Origin of the sequence: Exiguobacterium sp. s101, from assembly GCF_018617835.1 — a bacterium.
GTDB lineage: Bacteria > Bacillota > Bacilli > Exiguobacteriales > Exiguobacteriaceae > Exiguobacterium > Exiguobacterium marinum.
The window spans coordinates 1-426 of the sequence record NZ_JACSKX010000038.1 but is presented as its reverse complement, the minus strand read 5'-3'; the positions used below and the strand labels follow the sequence as shown (position 1 = coordinate 426).

The 426-nt window shown below is 51.6% G+C and carries 1 pseudogene; it reads left to right on the top strand.

From position 1 onward, the window contains the following. Positions 1-13: 13 nt before the first annotated feature. A pseudogene (locus KNO76_RS13900) lies at positions 14-426 on the top strand (transposase); the annotation flags it as partial.

Sequence of the window (426 nt, the reverse complement as noted above, 5' to 3'; positions counted from 1 at the left end):
GAGAGTACCAGACATGACCAAAAGAGCAGCCCGCACTTTCACAGACGAGTTCAAGGAACAAGTCGTCCAACTCTATCTGAACGGAAAACCACGAGTCGATATCATTCGAGAGTATGACCTGACACCGTCAGCCCTGACCCGTTGGATCAACCAGAGCCGTGCAAGCGGATCGTTCAAGGCGGAGGACAACCTGAGCGACGAAGCGCATGAACTGCGCGACCTGCGCAAGCAAGTGAGGCAACTCGAGATGGAGAACGACATTTTAAAGCAAGCCGCGCTGATCATGGGACGAAAGTAACTGTCATAAAAAACAATATGCACAAGTACTCGGTATCAGCAATGTGCAAAGTCCTACACCTACCAAGAAGCACCTTCTACTACGCATCGAAGAAGCGACGGTCGGTCGACGATGTGACCGGTGACGTC